General features: G+C 63.2%; 10 protein-coding genes. 7 read left to right on the top strand and 3 right to left on the bottom strand.

The genetic code is table 11. The annotated features are described in order from the left end of the window. Positions 1 to 29: 29 nt before the first annotated feature. The 3 genes from GA0070619_RS33210 (at position 30) to GA0070619_RS01415 (ending at position 4,271) form a co-directional block, all read left to right on the top strand. A complete protein-coding gene (locus GA0070619_RS33210) occupies positions 30 to 1,547 on the top strand; it encodes a helix-turn-helix domain-containing protein (protein ID WP_231927225.1) in 1,518 nt (505 codons plus the stop codon). Then, complete coding sequence (locus GA0070619_RS01420) at positions 1,544 to 2,098, top strand: GNAT family N-acetyltransferase (protein ID WP_088946376.1); 555 nt, start codon at positions 1,544 to 1,546, stop codon at positions 2,096 to 2,098. The genes GA0070619_RS33210 and GA0070619_RS01420 overlap by 4 nt, the downstream gene beginning before the upstream one ends. Before the next feature lie 391 nt (positions 2,099 to 2,489). Further along, the gene (locus tag GA0070619_RS01415; protein WP_157743873.1) at positions 2,490 to 4,271 is read left to right on the top strand and encodes a DNA methyltransferase family protein; all 1,782 of its coding nucleotides are present in this window, start codon (positions 2,490 to 2,492) and stop codon (positions 4,269 to 4,271) included. A gap of 1,181 nt (positions 4,272 to 5,452) precedes the next feature. On the opposite strand, the gene GA0070619_RS32105 is transcribed toward GA0070619_RS01415, so the two are convergent. Beyond that, complete coding sequence (locus tag GA0070619_RS32105) at positions 5,453 to 5,971, bottom strand: hypothetical protein (RefSeq protein WP_157743872.1); 519 nt, start codon at positions 5,969 to 5,971, stop codon at positions 5,453 to 5,455. A gap of 734 nt (positions 5,972 to 6,705) precedes the next feature. Continuing rightward, complete coding sequence (locus tag GA0070619_RS01410) at positions 6,706 to 9,144, bottom strand: ATP-binding protein (protein WP_157743871.1); 2,439 nt, start codon at positions 9,142 to 9,144, stop codon at positions 6,706 to 6,708. A 287-nt stretch (positions 9,145 to 9,431) separates the two neighbouring features. Between GA0070619_RS01410 and GA0070619_RS01405 the strand changes: the two genes are divergently transcribed. The 3 genes from GA0070619_RS01405 (at position 9,432) to GA0070619_RS01395 (ending at position 13,419) form a co-directional block, all read left to right on the top strand. After that, positions 9,432 to 12,515 (top strand): DEAD/DEAH box helicase, encoded by a 3,084-nt coding sequence (locus GA0070619_RS01405; RefSeq protein ID WP_088946373.1) that lies wholly within the window; start codon positions 9,432 to 9,434, stop codon positions 12,513 to 12,515. Positions 12,516 to 12,591: 76 nt separating this feature from the next. Continuing rightward, positions 12,592 to 12,960 carry a VOC family protein gene (locus GA0070619_RS01400; protein ID WP_088946372.1) on the top strand — a complete coding sequence of 123 codons (369 nt, stop codon included), beginning with the start codon at positions 12,592 to 12,594 and terminating at the stop codon, positions 12,958 to 12,960. Between the two features lie 21 nt (positions 12,961 to 12,981). Next, a complete protein-coding gene (locus GA0070619_RS01395; protein ID WP_088946371.1) occupies positions 12,982 to 13,419 on the top strand; it encodes a VOC family protein in 438 nt (145 codons plus the stop codon). A gap of 67 nt (positions 13,420 to 13,486) precedes the next feature. On the opposite strand, the gene GA0070619_RS01390 is transcribed toward GA0070619_RS01395, so the two are convergent. Continuing rightward, complete coding sequence (locus GA0070619_RS01390) at positions 13,487 to 14,701, bottom strand: hypothetical protein (RefSeq protein ID WP_157743870.1); 1,215 nt, start codon at positions 14,699 to 14,701, stop codon at positions 13,487 to 13,489. A 161-nt stretch (positions 14,702 to 14,862) separates the two neighbouring features. On the opposite strand from GA0070619_RS01390, the gene GA0070619_RS01385 reads away from it, so the two are divergent. Beyond that, the gene (locus GA0070619_RS01385) at positions 14,863 to 15,558 is read left to right on the top strand and encodes a hypothetical protein (RefSeq protein WP_088946369.1); all 696 of its coding nucleotides are present in this window, start codon (positions 14,863 to 14,865) and stop codon (positions 15,556 to 15,558) included. The last annotated feature ends 33 nt before the right edge of the window (positions 15,559 to 15,591 follow it).

The raw sequence follows: 15,591 nt of genomic DNA, 5'->3' as shown, positions 1-15,591 counted from the left end.
TCGATCAGGCGAGACGGACGGAGCCGCCGGTGACCCACGCGAACTGTCCTCGGTGCGGCGGACGGCTGGCCCGGGACAACCACAGCGGACGGTGTACGCCGTGCCAGGCCGCCGAGCGGGATCGGTTGAGCGCGCCGCCGGTGGTGCCGGCGAGCTTCTGGGAGCACGAGCCGGTGCGGCGGGCCCTGGCGGAGCGGCATCTCGGGCGGGTGATCAGGGCGTATCGCTGCCATCCGTACCACGGGCGGGTCGCCTTGCCGCAGGCCGTGGTGGCGGGGTGGTTGGGGATCACGCAGGCGCAGTTGAGTCGGGTGGAGAACGGGCCTCCGCTGGTGCACCTGGACCGACTGTCGCACTGGGCGCAGGTTCTGCGTGTGCCAGCAGAACGTCTTTGGTTCCGCCTCCCTGATCAAGCTTGCTGGAGCGATCCGAGCCTCGTCGCAGACGGCATCGACCGCGCAGATGGTGAGGATCAGCCAACCGAGCAAGGCGGGCGGGCCGCCGCGGCGGTTAGCGTGGAGGAGGCATCAAGCCAAGGGGGTGGCGCTACGGACCGCCGACGATTTAACGTACTGGCCGCGCTCACGGGACTCGCTGCGAGCGGTAACACGTACCTGCTCGCAGGGCCCTCCGAGGTGCCCAGGACCATCGGCATGGAGCAGGTGCAGCTCGCCAGCTCCCTGGTCGACGACCTCCGGCGGGCAGACGCGGTAGCAGGCGCAGACCTGCTCTGCGACGTCGCCATCCAAGTGCACACCAAGCTGTCGGCTTGGGCGGCGCGGGCCAACTACAGCAGAGAGGTCGGCGACGCGCTCCAAAGCGCCCTGGCCGATCTCTCCATCGAGGCGGCCTGGCTGGCCATCGACGCCGAGCGCCGGCCTGAGGCGAGGCCGTACCTCAATGAGGCAATCACTCGTGCCCGAATCGCGGATGACCCGCGAGTGGAAGTTCGCGCCCTCACGCATCTGTCCCTACTGATCCGCGAGAGCCAACCTGGCGAGTCGCTGCACTGCGCCGAAGCGGCTTTACGGGTGTCCGCCGGGTGGGCCACACCTCGACTCACCACGTTGCTGCACCTGCGCAGAGCGCACGCTTACGGCGTTCTCAGGGATACCAGTGGTTTCAGTCGCGAGATGACCAAGGCGCGCCGGGAGTTGGACCGAGGCACTCACGAGGATGACCAGGGTTTCGTCCACTTCGTGAACCACCAAGAGTTGATCGGGATCGAAGGGCTCTCTTATCTGGCCCTCGACAGGCCCGAGCGCGCTGTTCAGTCGTTGCGTGCGATCACGACCAATCCGTCACCTGGACATCGACGAAACCAGGTCTACTACGCGGTGCGGCTCTCGGAGGCGGCATACCGGCAGGGCGACGTCAACGAGGCGGCACGTGTCGCTCTGGACGTCCTGCCCGCCGTGACCCAGATCAACTCGAAGCGGGTGAGTCAGCATCTTGCGCAGGTACGCCGGAATCTGGCGGCGCCACGGCAGGCAACCGCGACAACCCGTCAGTTCGTCGACGCCTACGACCAGGCGGTGAGCGTGTGATCGAGGGCTTGCGACTTCGTCACCACAACGCCGACGAGGCGAAGGGAATCCTCGATCAGCTTGTGGACCTCTACCTGGAGGTCTACGCGGGCGGCGGCGAGTTCTACAGTGAGGACCGCTACCGGCGCCAGCTCTCCCTGCACATGCAGCGGACTGGCTGGGAGCTGGTCACCGCAACGGTTGACAGGGTTCTGGTTGGCTACATCTACGGCTTTCCTCTACCTCCACAGACGCGTTGGTGGGACGGCATCCACGAGCCTGTGTCGCCAGGGTTCACAGAGGAGGACGGGACGCGCACCTTCGCCGTCAGCGAACTGCTGGTGCACGCCGCCTGGCGACGCCAAGGCGTCGCGAGGGCGCTACATGACGAGCAAGTCGCGAGCCGGGCTGAGCCGCGAACCACGCTCTTGGTCCGTCCTGACAACGTTGGTGCTCAGACCGCATACCGGTCCTGGGGCTGGAGCAAGGTAACCAAGCTCCACCCGAACTGGGAAGGGGCGCCGATTTTCGATGTCCTCGTTCGCACTCCTCAAATCCGCTCCTCTCCTTAGCTCGTTGCGGCAATCCTCGCTCGCTAACATGCAGAGCGCCACGAGCTATAGCGGCTGACCCAGGACGGCAATAGCGGTTGGAGCGCCGCGCTACGACCCGGAAGTGATCAGTTCTGCCGGTCGCTCGACGAGCTGCAGAGACTATTGAATCGAAAGTTTCGCCAAGATCGGTAGCGTTGTCGAACTCAACGAAACGGCCATGTCTATCAGGCAACTCACCAATACTCCCCAGATCCAATTAACGGACAGCCGAAAGCAGGTCTAGCGATCACTCACCCGAAGAGATCCGGTCACTGGAGGGGCTGGGTCGCCGCGAGAGGCACCGGGGCCCGCCACCCGTAGCCACGAGCGCAGGACGTTCCGTGACTGGGGCATGCACTACGATACTCACGTGTCACGCCTCCCCGCCGGCCTCTCCAGACTCATCGCCGAAGTCATCAGCTGGATCGACGCCAATAAGGCTCAAGCCCTCCCGTCTGACACGGTGCCTGGCGCATCCGCCGAAGAACTCCAACGACTTGCCACCCTCGGGGCCGTTGCCAGGGCCCTCGCCACAGACGCCGTACCCAAATGGCCAGCAAGCCTCGCTCGTTGGGCACAGGCACCCGACGTAGAGTTCCCAGCAGAGCTGACCGCCGCTTCCAAAGAAGCGATCGACGCGGAGGGTTTCGATTTCCTCGCGAAGATATATGAGTTATTGGTGAGCGGGCGAAATAGACGCCGCCTCGGGACTTTCTTTACCCCGCCGCCAATTGTCACATACATGGTTGGGCAGGCAACAGCGCTTGGCAAGGAGCAGCCAGCATGCGTCGTTGATCCAGGAGCTGGTGTAGGTGCATTCACTACTGCTGCGCGAGACACGTGGCCAGACGCCCAAATATTGTCCGTTGATTTAAACGTTGTCACACTGGGTCTACTCGCCACCCGTGACGCAGTGGAGAGAAGTAGTGACGACAGTCGCTCACCACGCAATAACGTTGAATTGATACATAAAGACTACCTTGCATGGCTTAACGACGACTGGCCAGAGGCAACGCCTCCGCGTCTAATCCTAGGAAATCCACCGTACACAAGACACCAGGAGATGCCCGCGGCAAGCAAAGCTGCCGCCAGAATTGCAGCCGGCGCACTAATCACCAGCGGCCTAGCCGGACTTTCCGCTTATTTTGTCGCTGCCACGCTTCTCAGTCTAGGAAAAAGCGACAGAATGGTTTTACTGCTTCCAGGATCCTGGCTGGAGACGAGATACGGTCGAGAGATTAGGGAATGGCTGTGGTACTCCCGCCGCCGCCGTGTCGAGCTGGACCTTTTTCCAAGCCAGGTCGAGGTGTTCCCTGGGACCCAGGTGACGGCAATGATCCTCTCGGTTGGTCCGGAACGCCGTAGCAAGCAGCCATTCATGGCAAGAACAGTGGACCTTCGAACTGGCAGCGGAGGCGTCGCAGTGGAGCGACTGGCAGAGGTGCGGCCCGAAAGGGACGCATCGTGCCCGTCAACGTTTACCCGCTTCCTCGGGACGCATCAAAAACCGCAACAGCACGACATCTTAAACCTGGGAAGCGTTGCTAATATCCGGCGAGGTGTTGCGACTGGGGCAAACCATTTCTTCTTCTTATCCGATTTGAAGAGACAGGAACGAGGTCTCACAGAGAGGGTGCTTCGCCCCGCTCTCGTAAAAGCTGCACACTGCCCAGGCGCGATTCTGACAGATGTCGCGCATAAAGCGCTTGACAGCAGCGCCCTGCCTCGCTGGCTACTCGATTTAAATGGCTGCAACATTGAGCACGAGGACGCGCTGAAGGCCTACCTCGAAGAAGGGATCGCGGCCGAGGTGCCCCGCGCTCATCTAGCAATAAAGCGGCGCGTCTGGCATACAGTAGAGGTGGTTCAACCCCCGGACATCTTCATCGCCCCAGTCGGCAAGGGAAATCATCGAGTAATTGTCAACGAAGTTCGAGCAGTCGGAAGCAACAATCTCTACGGAATCTACTTGAAAGAAAACGCACCGTGGAATGCAGAGTATCTGGCTAATTGGTTAATGGGGCCAACGGGTCAAGCCTCACTCAGAGCACTTGCTAGAGAGTACCAAGGGGGGTCGTCGAAGATCGAGCCCAAATCGCTCCGGTCACTGGAAGTTCCAGAAAAACTGCCCCCGCCGCCTACTATCGCCTAGCGACCCCGGTAGCTACTTCCGACACATCAATTGGCTAGGGGCTTCCAGTTGACCAAAGACTCATACCTAGCAATTTTGAGCGAGCGCGAGGCAATTCGATGGGTGCTGACGAACAACAAGCTTGCATTCACTTCCGCTGCCTCCCACAAGGAGGCCAAGGCACTTAAGCCAATGGATGAGATGTTCCTATACGTCACGCGAGGAGCCTGGCACAATCCAAAAAGGCATCGAGGGCAAATCGTTGGCTACGCGTCGGCAACTTCGAGACAGCTTCAGTTTGCCGAGCCACTTTGGATTCAAGGTCGAGTGTTTTTGACATACGTCGATATCCGCGTTGAGCGTTTAGTTGGATTGCATCAGGGCTTAGACCTACAGCCGCTAGCGAAGGAGTTAGAGGCTTTCCCCAAACCATTGGCGTGGTACACCTACTTACGCCGCTCGCTCCTACCGCTCACTAAAGCAGACGCAACTACGCTCAGGCGACTCATCCCTGGGTATGCCGACGCGCCAGCGAGCATATACGCCACATACTTCTGATGCTTAAGCGTTGCCGGGCCGCCTCTGTCGTGGAGCCAGGTCTAAAACACTGGTGATTCGCGCTCCGGGATCAATATCCACAGCTTGGATATCAAGAATACACCGAGCGATCTCGTTTACGTTGGCCCCTTGCGCTACTAACCATCTCGCAAGGTCAATCACCGTACCAGCTGGCACACCTACCTCTCTTGCGACCCTTTTCGCATCCCTATCGTGCGCAAGAAGTGTGTGCCCATTGGCATGCGCATAAAGAATACTCTCGGCCTCGCCCAGGTTTGCCTTAGGGTGGGTCTTTGCCCTTACTCCTTTCAACGCCGCTTTCTGCAGCTCAAGCTCCTTCAATCGAGCAAGCAAGGCATCCAACTTCGGGGTGTCTGCCACCTCGACGGGCGGGGCAGCGATTAACCAGCGAGCAGCCGGGCCACCATAGTACTGAGCTGCTTTTCCTTTAGCGTCGTAACCTTTGGCATGACGGGCCAACTCTTGCCGGACCGAGTCGACCCAATGAGTCCTGCGCCCCCATCGACGCTTGACATGATCCCTCAAAGACTTTGAATGACCCAAGCAGAGTAAGGGCCCGGTGTCCGCAACGTACTGCCCGTCTTCTGTGACCACCGGCGAATTGCGACGGACTTGGTCATTAATCATCGACCACCTCCCATTGCAGCATCGATCCCATTCTCTTGACCTAGAGAATCGCCTTTCAGCTCCGATGAATGAAGGCGCCAACGATCGGATGAGACGACTAGGGCTAACAGCTCGGGATCCTCGCCATCAAGGCGACTGCGTCCGGCCCAGGCTTCGTCGGCATATGGCGGCCAATCGTCCGGCTGAAGCCGCACCGCGTCTAGAGCGCTAATCGGATCAGGAGCTATGGAGTAGTCAGACTGGACTTCCAATACCGGATCGATGACAGAGACCCTTTCAAGCCGTCGACCATGGATCGAGGAGGCGGCAGCGGCAACCGCTTCGAGATCGTGGTCATCCTCTAGGTCGAACTCACCTAGAAGCTGTTCAACAACATAGCTAACTCCCGCGCGCCACCAACGTCTGCCCATGAAAGACATAAGCGGCCCCTGGTATTGGGTTGCTCCGATCATCTGGCTAAGCCTGCTCGCAGAGGAGAGAACCTCCTCTGCGGCATCGACCGTTACTCCGAGCATGACAGCGACCTTCTGTATATCGATTAGGAAGGTCGGATAGGGAAGAACTCGCTGGAGAAACCAGCGAAGCCACGCCCGTCCCGCAGTACGCTGCGCGACCACATGCTGTGGTGGCCTACATTGTTCTACCTGCCAGCATGCGTCTTCAGCCCAAGCGGTCGTAGGTAGACCTAGCCATCTAAGTCCTGGATCTCCGGTTCCCGCACTCCAGTCGCTTGGCAACCTTGCGGTAGCTAATGCCAACTCGGCCACCCGCTGCGCCGTCGAAGGCGTTTCTCCACTACGCACGCTTGACTTGTCGAAAACCCACTCGAGATTGTATTGCGATGCTAGTAGATGCTGCCGGGCTGCAGAGGGAAGTCCAGCACCAATCTTATCTACCTCACCTGTCCTCAGCACGAATGCTACGGCGCTCGGTGGCGGGCCTTGCCGATCGCCGCTGCCCTCGACCCGTGACCTAAGCACAGACGTTAGGCTTAGACCATCAGGGACCTTGAGGGCGATCGGCACGGAATCTTGGTTGCGGCCTGGCCAGTCATCAAGATATTGGTCTACGACTACAGTTGTCGCTTGGCGAAGGATTGACTCTTCTAGCTCATCCGGCGGCAAGTACATGGCGTCGACACCTAGATCCTGCAGCACCTCAGAGAAAGCCGTCTGGTCCTCGTCATCAATGATGAGAACTAGAGGGGGAGCGGCGTCATGTGCCGGCATAGCAGACGGGTTATGTAGGCTCATCGGCGCTCCTGGGGGTCAGGCAGATCTATACGTATACTCGTGGCATAGCCAGTCGGTGGTTCGACGAAGTCGATGTCACCGCGGTAGTCTTCAACAAGGGCCTTAGTAATCGGAAGCCCTAGGCCAAGCCCTTGCCCCAAGACTTCGTCAACGTCGGTTGTTGTTGTTTCAAAGGGGAGGAACCAACGATTAGACTCGCTCAAGTCGACAGCGACACCAGTGTTGTGGATTAACAACGTAATCCCTCGTCGACCAAACTGCCGCCCTTCGACCCTGATCTTGCCGGGTGAACCCGCATTCTTGACAGCGTTTGTTAGGAGATTCGTAAGAAGAACGCCCAGTTCTGCGGGAAAAATAGGAGGGGACAGGAGATCCTCGGGCAACGCATCGTCAATGACGACTTTGCGCTGCACTAATTGATTGTGCAACAGTCTCTCAACCACCGCCAGCCGCTCCTTTATCTTTTGCCGGGAGCGACGGCGGCGAGGATCTGTTATTAGAACATCGGTGAGGTAACTGCTTTGACGGGCCAGCGAGTGCGCGAGCTCGTCGAGTGCTTTTACAACTCTTCTTACCCGCTGAGCTCCGCTCCTTGATAATTCTGGATCTGACAGAAGAGGCTCAAGTAGTTGACGAACAGTGCCGGCCTGCCCCAGCATGCCGTTGACGTCGTGGACAAATGCGCCAAGTTGTAAACCAACACTAGCAAGAATACGCAGGTCTGGCTGCAAGCTCTGGAGGCGTTCCAGCTCCGTCTCGACAACCCGGAATCCCGCGAGCAGCTTCTTAAGTTCGATTGACTCTGCGACAGGGTAATTCGAACCGCGCAGATTTTGGGCGACAGTGCGGGCGTCGCGAATTACGGCCTCGGCCCGAACATGCACCACAACGGGGGTCAGTGCATCGGAAGTGCGGGTTGGATTGCCTTCCCGCCCCTCCGAACTCCACCCGTTCCCAGGCGCATCCGTCTGCTCTTCCTCAGGCTTAACGATTCGCGGCGACGCGGTCGGGCCGGTCGTCGGGGTATCGGCTGCATCGGTCTCCGCGTCACAAACTGCGTCAGCGTCAGCCTGCGCTCGCTCGCGCTCGGCGACCCGATTTGCCACCGCCCGCCGGACCCTGACACTAAGACGGATTCCAGTTTTGACAAGGTCGACGAGCGACTGGAATGTCGAGTCAGGCACAAACCCTTCCCGATTAACGAGGCTCTTCAAACCGCCACTGTTGTCTTCGGTAAGGAAAACTGCGCCGAAGTAGCCGAGGTTGCTAGTAGCAGCCAGAGCCTCTTTCTTATCCTCTTCCAACGCGTCACTGGCGTCTTGGTCGATATCAATCTCATAGAATCGCGGACCGGTCCGGTAATCCCGGTCGATCCCTAGCCAATCATCCCCATGCTCACCGTAGGGCAGTACGCGAAAACCTTCCAGGTAAACCCGGACGCCGCTATTCGACCGGACAAAGCCAGCCAGTGGCCCTCGTCGGGTGGAAGAGTTCGGATGAGTGAAAATGCGGGCCTGGAATCGGGGCCTTTCTGATCCGGGATCCAGTTTTTCGAAGTAATAAGAACGGGCTTCCGGTTCTTGCTGTGCATACGACTTCAATGGAGAGATTTTGTAGCGCACGGCCTCGCCAAGGCCGTCGATTTCAATTAGCCATCTAAAATTTGATCCTGCCTGTGACCACAGGTCATCTCCGACATCTAAGTCACCGCTGTACGTGACGTTAAAGCCCGGGTCTTTCCGGTCTCTCACGTCCCGTACTAGCGGTCTCTGGATGATGCTTTCGCCCACTATTGCGCCCGGCGGCCAATCTGGATCCCTGAGCGCTGAAGGCGGCTGGGCCGTCCGGAGCTCACCCACAAAAGTTGCAAGCTGACTGCTGCTCCATTTCGATCGGAGTCGGCCAAGCTCGACAGAGGTGCCGCCATTTCGTGCGCCTCCCGCATTTTCGACGACCTCAGTTGCAATGCCGCCCTTGAGGTCGTCTAACGTCGCCTGCGACTCAATCACATCCCAGTCGAGGAATGCAGAGACTCCAAAGTTGTTCCCCTCGCCGTGGACCTCTGCACGGGGCACACTTACAACCTCGAGTGTCGACGCGAGTTTATGAGCAGCTAGGCGGCCGATGCCCTTTTGGCCCGTATATCGCCGACCATACTTGGGCGATCTACGAAATTCGCCCTCTTTGTCGCGCCCGGCAATGCGCAAGAATGCACTATGGAAGCGGTCATACGTCATGCCGTTGCCATTATCTACAATCCGGATGACAGCGTCTTCCGAGTTGAGTTTATCGGCATGAAGAATCACTTGCGAAGCGTCTGCGTCATAGGCGTTCTTGATTAGCTCTAGGAGCGCGGTGCTGTCGCGCCCAACAAGAAGCTCACCCAGTTCGCGCAGTAGGTGGGTATCAACGGTGAACCCTGTAACTGGACCCACCTCCTTGCTAGCTGGATTCTTGGCTCGACGATCGTAATATGTTGGGCTACCTGCGACCACTCTGCTAGCCAAAGCCGGCCGGATCGGAGCAGCCCCTCGAGGCTACATCGTGGGGGACATCAGTGGGAGCCCTGCAGCGCCTAGCCTTGGCCACCAGGCGCGCATCCAACTCAGAGGTCTTTTACGATTGCCAGTCCAGATGCATACTTGACTTCACTCGAATTCACTGTCGAGAAGCTGACAAGCCAAGGATTGCTCCATCGTTGTGCCGTAGGTACGGTCCGCTGATGACGGATCTTGAGCGGGGGCTTTACGAGCACCTGATCACCCGCGAGCTGGCCGACCGCCTCCAGCACGTCGATCCCGCCCTGGTCCAACACCACAAACTCGACCCCGCCGACGCTCACCGCACCCTCGCCCGCCACATCGCCACCCTGGCTGCCCGCGCTCTCCAAGCAGTTCCCAACAGTGACGACAAGCTCCACCACCAGATCGCAATGGCGAACCAGATCGCCGAGGCCATCGCCGCCCTGAGTCCAATGGCAGCGACCGAACAGGACCAGGTGACCGACGCCAAGCACCTGCTCCACGCCATCGCCGCCCCACCAACACCGCCCGCGCTACCAGCCTTCCCGCAGCGCCCCACCACTCCCCTCTCCACCGGCGCGCTGCTGGTCAACGGCCGCCACCAGCCCCACATCGGCCACGAGGTCAACCACGAGATGGCGTCGGCCGAGAGCGTCGACCTGCTCTGCGCGTTCATCAAGTGGTACGGCCTACGCATCGTCGAGCCAGCCATCCGCGAGCTGATCGCCCGTGGCGGCAAGGTCCGCGTCATCACCACCACCTACCTCGGCGCCACCGACCAAAGAGCCCTCGACCGACTCGCCGAGCTGGGCGCCGAGATCAAGGTGTCGTACGAGACGAGGACCACCCGCCTGCATGCCAAGGCGTGGCTGTTCCGCCGCAACAGCGGCACCACCACCGCGTACGTCGGCTCGTCCAACCTGTCCAAGACCGCGCTGGTGGACGGCGTGGAGTGGAACGTCCGCATCTCGAACATGGAGCAGCCGCACGTCATCGACACGTTCACGGCGACGTTCGAGGACTACTGGAACGATCCGGCGTTCGAGGCGTACGACGCGGCTAGGGACGCCGAGCGCCTACGGCACGCGTTGAGCGGGGAGCGCCGCGACGATGCGCCGAACGGGATCTCGAACCTGGACGTGCGTCCGTACCCGTATCAGGCCGAGATCCTTGCCGACCTGGACGCCGAGCGGCTGGTGCACGGGCGCTGGCGCAACCTCGTGGTGATGGCGACCGGCACCGGCAAGACGGTGGTCGCCGCCCTCGACTACCGCCGGCTACACAAGGCGGGACGAGCAGACTCGCTGCTCTTCGTCGCTCATCAGGAGCAGATCCTGCGGCAGAGCCTGTCCACGTTCCGGCAAGTCATGGGCGACGGCAGCTTTGGCGAAGCCCTCGTGGCAGGCGAGAAGCCGAACGGCTGGAAGCACGTCTTCGCCTCCATCCAGTCGCTGCACCGACGGGAGGTCGACCCCGAGGCGTACGACATGGTGATCGTGGACGAGTTCCACCACGCGGAGGCACCGACGTACGCGCGGCTGTTGGATCGGCTGCGCCCTCGCGTACTCCTGGGCCTGACGGCGACCCCCGACCGGGCCGACGGCGGCGACGTGCGCCGGTGGTTCGACGGGCGCGCGGCCGTTGAGCTGCACCTGTGGGAGGCGTTGGAGCGGCAGTTGTTGGCTCCGTTCCAGTATTTCGGGCTGCACGACGACGTGGACCTGTCGCAGGTGACCTGGAAGCGCGGGCAGGGCTACAACCTGGCAGAGCTCAACGGCCTCTACACCGGCAACCACGCGCGAGCGCGGTCGGTGCTGCGAGCGGTCAGCGACAAGGTGGACGTCGGGCGGATGCGGGCGCTCGGGTTCTGCGTGAGCATCGGGCACGCGGAGTTCATGGCGGATTGGTTCAAGCAGCACGGTGTCGAGGCGGCGGCGGTGACCTCGCGGGCCGGCACCGATCGGGCGGGGCTGTTGCGGGACTTCAAGGCCGGCAAGCTGCGGGTGCTCTTCACGGTGGACCTGTTCAACGAGGGGGTCGACCTCCCGATGGTCGACACGATCCTGATGCTGCGGCCCACCGAGAGCGCCACGATCTTCCTGCAACAGCTCGGCCGTGGCCTGCGCTTGGACGACGACAAGCCCTGCCTGACCGTGCTCGACTTCATCGGCGGGCAGCACGCCAACTTCCGCTTCGATCTGCGGTGGCGTGCCCTGACCGGGGTGAGCCGGCGGGCGATCACCGAGGCAGTGCGCGATGACTTCCCGAGCCTGCCGAGCGGCTGCCACGTCGAGCTGGACCGGGTGGCGAAGGAGGTCGTGCTCGCCAACCTGCGATCAGCGTTGCCCACCTCCAAGGCCGGCCTGGTGTCTGAGCTGCGGCAACTCGGCGACGTCAGCCTGGCGACGTTCCTCCGCGAGACCGGCCTGGAGATCGAGGACGTGTACCGGTCGGCCAGCATCGGCGGCTGGACCGGGCTGCGGCGGCTGGCCGGCATCGAGACGTCTGCGCCCGGCCCGGACGACCGGGAGCTGGGCCGGGCCATCGGTCGCATGCTGCACACCGACGACATCGACCGGCTGGAGCTGCTGACCCGGGTCGCGGCGGGACCGCCCGCGCCAGGTCAGCAGGTGTACGCGGGGAACGGCCGACTGCTGGACATGCTGCACTTCAGCCTCTGGGGGCCAACCGCACCACTAGCGACAAGCGACGAGCGGCTGGTCCGACTCTGGAAGGATCCGGCCCGCTGCGCCGAGTTGCGCCAGGTCGCCGAGGTGCTGCGGGACCGCATCCACCGGGTCACGCCCACTGCCGCTCTGGGTGCGGTGCCGTTGCGGGTGCACGCCCGGTACAGCCGCAACGAGGCGTGCGCCGCCTTCGGGATGACCAACCCGGGATCGCTGCGCGAGGGGGTGAAGTGGTTGCCCGACGCCCAGGCCGATCTGTTCTTCGTCACCCTGGTCAAGTCGGAATCGCACTACTCCCCCACCACCATGTACGCCGACCGGGCCATCACCGAAACGCTGTTCCAGTGGGAGTCGCAGAGCACCACCTCGTCGGCGTCGGCAACCGGGCAGCGCTACACGTCGGGCGGCTCGACGGTGCACCTCTTCGTTCGTGAAACCCGGATCGCCGACCGCGACCTGGGCGCACCGCCGTACCTGTACGCCGGCACCATGACGTACGAGTCGCACACCGGTGACCGACCCATACGCGTCCTGTGGAAGCTCCACCACGCCCTACCCGCCGACGTATACGCCACCGCTCGAACGATCGCTGCTTAGTGCCATCGGCGGCCTGGTGTCACACCCCGCCGTTAGCGTGACGTCCGCCCTGAACCCGTGACTGGAGGAACCCGCGATGATGGATCATCTGTCCGTGCAGGTCCGCGACGTGACAGCCAGCGCCGCCTTCTACGACGCGGTGCTCGCCCCACTCGGCGGTCGCCGCCTGTTGGAGTTCCCGAACGTCGTCGGCTACGGCACGGATCGCCCCGAGTTCTGGCTCGGCCCCACCGACACCTCCGGCGAAGCTCGGGAGCTGCACCTGGCCTTCACCGCCGATGACCGCACCACCGTCCAGGCGTTCCATGACGCCGCCGTCAAGGCCGGCGCGGAGGTCCTGCATGCGCCCCGCGTCTGGCCGGAGTACCACCCGACGTACTTCGCCGCGTTCGTCCGCGACCCGGATGGCAACAACGTCGAGGCTGTCTGCCACGCCCCTGAGTGATCACGCGTTAGGTTGAGGAGCATGGAGCAGCGCATCAGCCTCGTCACCCTGGGCGTCTCGGACGTAGCCCGTGCAAAAGCGTTCTACGAGCAGCTCGGCTGGCACGGCCAGGAGGTCGAGGAGACGGTCTTCCTCCAGGCCGGCGGTCTGGCCCTCGTCCTCTGGAGCAGGCAAAAGCTGGCCGCCGACGCCGGCATCAGCGATCGGCGCACCGACGGCTTCGGCGGGGTGACCCTGGCTCAGAACGTCCGCTCGCGGGAGGAGGTCGACGAGCTGATGGCGACGGCGACCAAGGCTGGCGGCACGGTGACCATGCCGGCGAGGGAGACGTTCTACGGCGGCTACGCCGGCTATTTCGCTGACCCGGACGGTCACCTCTGGGAGATCGCCTGGAACCCTGGCTTCACCCTCGCCGCGGACGGCACCCTGACCGTCCCCGACTTCAGCGCCATGGACTGACCACACCCAGACGACCACACGCCGCACGAAGCATGCCGGCACTAAAGCGCGCGAGCACGTACACCGATCAGGGTGCCGGAGACGGGCAGAGCAACGGGTCCAGCAACGGAAGTTGAAGAGGATCCAGGCAGACCTTCAGCAGACCAGGTGACGGCGTCCCACTCGGAGTGGGCGAGGCCGGCGGCGTCGGTGGGGCCGGCGTGGGCGGACCCGTGGTGGGGACCGGGCCAGGTGTCGGCACCGAACTGGCGGACGGTGCCGGGACGACGGACGGCGTGACGACCGGCGGCGGAGCCAGCGCGGCAGACGGTCCCACGACCGTGGAGACAGCCACCGGTCGGTTCGGGGCGGCATTCGGCCTGCTCTGCGCGGCACCGCTGACCGATCCGGTCCTGGCCTTGGGCGCCACCGGCCCGACGGGACGTACCGAAATGAGGGCGGCCTCCAGGGCGACGATCTCCGCCCGCTGCACCGGAGCGGTCTGCTCCGACCGCAGGACGCGAGGCCCCACAGCACCAGGCCCCAGAGCGCCAGGGCCCAACGCACCGGGACCCAGAGCGCCGGGACCCATCGTCGCGAACACCACCGCCGCGACCGCGGCAGCACCGAGCGCCCGGCGGTCGGGTCGTACCGCCGTCAGCGGTGCCTCGTCAGGTGATACCAAGACAGAGGGCGAAGGCCGGGCGGCCCGGTGGGCGGCCAGCAGAGCGTCGACCTGCGCGGTGACGGTGGCACGGTCGTCGGCGACCGCGAGGGTGAGGTAGAAGCGGAAGTTCACCACGGCGTTGGCTGGGACGAGCAGCCCGGCGAGTCGACTGTGGTCGGGCAGCAGGGTGACCGGCACGTCGGGGTGGTGCGCGGGGCCGACCAGGTCGGCGTACCGCCACTCGCGTCGGCGCTCTCGGCCGGCGAAGGCCACCCGGTGGCTGGTCACGACGGCCATGCCGGTGTCGACGACCCGCAGGCCCGCCGGCAGCGCTTCGCCCGACACCTCCGCGAAGGCACAGGGGCCGCCCGGGGTGGGCAGCCCGGGAATGTGCCGGGCCTCGGCCTCGACCAGCTCGGCGACGGGGAGGACGCGGAAGACGAGTTCGTCATCGTCGAGCTGCACGGGGAGGCCGGTGCGTGGCTGCGTACACCCGAGGAAGCTGGCGGCTTCGATGCGGAGCCGGGCCAGGTGGTCGTCGCGGCGCAGCCAGGCGTCGGTGGCGTCGCGGTACGCGCGCTGCCGGCGCTCGTTCTCGCGCTCGGCCCAGGCGATCCGCCAGGGAGCGCTGGCCACAGAGGTCACGGTCACACGCGGTACAACCGCTCACGTACGTGACAGGCAACGCGGGCGAGATCGATGCATCCCGTTGCGCCCGAAAGGAGAGTATTGACGGACACCAGCGTCGGTGCCCGGGAGTTAGCCTGCCCGGGACCCCCTGGCCGAGGAGCTTCCTGATGCTTGATGACATGCGCGTGCTGCGTGACGCGGTACGCGACTATCGCCTCGCGGCGGCGGCGGCCGGCCTCGACTGGCCCGACCAGCCCGAGTCACCGGCCGGACAACCGCCGGAGCAGGTCCGCCGGATCTTCGGCGTGGAGCACATCGCGGAGCAACTGACCTGGTTGCAGGCGCAGCGATGGCCCGACCATCAGTTGCTGCCCAACGTCGGATGGCGGATGCCATGGCCGGAGGGCGGGGAGGCACTGGACTATCTGGGGTTGTCGATCGGCACGCCGTTCCCTTGGCGGCAACAACTGCCGCTGTTCTTCTTCGATGCCCTCCTCTACACGTTCGTCCTGGCCGGCGACCACGAGGGTGAGATCTGGCGCTACGAGATCTCGCCCGACGCCTGGGACTCGGTCCGTGCCGCCACCAGCCTGGCCGCGCTGTTCAACCAGTGGACCAGGGGGATCTCCGCCGGGGTGGTCGTCTACGACGAGCACAGCAAGTGGCTCCTGGTCGACGACCTGGGCTCCGCTCCCGGTCTCGACCCGCTGGCGTTCCCGGTGACCCCGGTGGAGGAGACGCTGCTACGAGCGCGGCAGCGCGAATGCGGGGTCAACATGGCCATCGTTGAGGACGGCTTCCCGTACAACGAGGAACTGTCCGACGCCATCGACGCCGCCAAGGCGTCGCTCGGCGGCGCGTAGCCCGGTGCCGGCGGCCGCTCAGGGAAATCAGAG

This window comes from Micromonospora zamorensis (assembly GCF_900090275.1).
Taxonomy (GTDB): Bacteria; Actinomycetota; Actinomycetes; order Mycobacteriales; family Micromonosporaceae; genus Micromonospora; species Micromonospora zamorensis.
This window is presented reverse-complemented; position numbering and strand designations above follow the sequence as displayed.

Bases quoted from the DNA above. Each gene is read 5' to 3' on its own strand.
- GA0070619_RS01400 (WP_088946372.1), top strand. From the start codon at position 12,592: ATGATGGATCATCTGTCCGTGCAGGTCCGCGACGTGACAGCCAGCGCC.
- GA0070619_RS01385 (WP_088946369.1), top strand. From the start codon at position 14,863: ATGCTTGATGACATGCGCGTGCTGCGTGACGCGGTACGCGACTATCGC.
- GA0070619_RS32105 (WP_157743872.1), bottom strand. From the start codon at position 5,971: ATGCTCGGAGTAACGGTCGATGCCGCAGAGGAGGTTCTCTCCTCTGCG.
- GA0070619_RS01405 (WP_088946373.1), top strand. From the start codon at position 9,432: ATGACGGATCTTGAGCGGGGGCTTTACGAGCACCTGATCACCCGCGAG.
- GA0070619_RS01395 (WP_088946371.1), top strand. From the start codon at position 12,982: ATGGAGCAGCGCATCAGCCTCGTCACCCTGGGCGTCTCGGACGTAGCC.